At 30.9% G+C, this 794-nt stretch carries 2 protein-coding genes; both read right to left on the bottom strand.

What is annotated here, in order from left to right:
* Positions 1 to 78: 78 nt before the first annotated feature.
* Positions 79 to 240, bottom strand: coding sequence for a hypothetical protein (locus KVT27_RS23360; protein ID WP_217582046.1), 162 nt, complete (start codon positions 238 to 240; stop codon positions 79 to 81).
* The coding region (locus KVT27_RS23355) for a hypothetical protein (RefSeq protein WP_217582045.1) at positions 240 to 794 on the bottom strand (555 nt) is incomplete at its 5' end. The genes KVT27_RS23355 and KVT27_RS23360, both read right to left, overlap by 1 nt.

Here is a 794-nt window from a genome sequence, read left to right as displayed (position 1 = left end):
ATAATAGACACATATTTCATAAATAACATCCTTATATTCTAATAAAGTCAAATATTAATATTTGACTTTATTACTAATCTATTTTTTTCGTGTTGTAAACATTAAAATCAACCAAATAATAATTATTAATCCCGCAATACTAAATGCTACTGGACTATTTAAACTTAGTAAATAGTCCACACCAAAATAGAAAATTGCGCAAATAAAAATACCTAACACGATAATAAACTTTTCGTTCATTAGAATACCAATAGCATTACGGTTTTAGCTAACATTCTTGATAAAGTTTTATTTCCTGTCACTCTCAAGAACCCTTCATAAATACCGTCTTCAAGTACTCCTGTATAATGCTCTAAAGTATGAAAGAACTTAGTTGTTGAAGCGCCACCTAATACTCCTTTAACTTTATCAGGAAGTTTGTGCCAAGCTTTTTTTATTGCTGCTACAGCCCATGTAAATTTACCATATCCAGGTGACTCTAATTGTTCGCGATCTTCAATAGCCTCTAATAATTGAATTGTTTCTTCTTTATTTAATTCGAAATATTCAACGATTTGTTGAATGTCAGATGGTGCTGTATAACGATCTGGCAAATCATATTGCTTTAAATCGATACCATGAATATCATAATCATCTAAATTAACTAAATCTAACCCTAATCCTTCAAACGGGTTAAGAATCATAGATGCTTGTTGTACGCTTTGTTCAGCTTCTTGTTGCTGTTGTAATAATTCATCGTATTTCTTTCCTTCAACTGCAGCACTAGCAGAAGTTGCAATTGTACCTGATAAGAT

Origin of the sequence: Lysinibacillus sp. GbtcB16 (genome assembly GCF_019091145.1) — a bacterium.
GTDB lineage: Bacteria > Bacillota > Bacilli > Bacillales_A > Planococcaceae > Lysinibacillus > Lysinibacillus fusiformis.
Note: the sequence above shows the minus strand (reverse complement) of the source record. Positions and strands in the feature narration are given on the sequence as shown.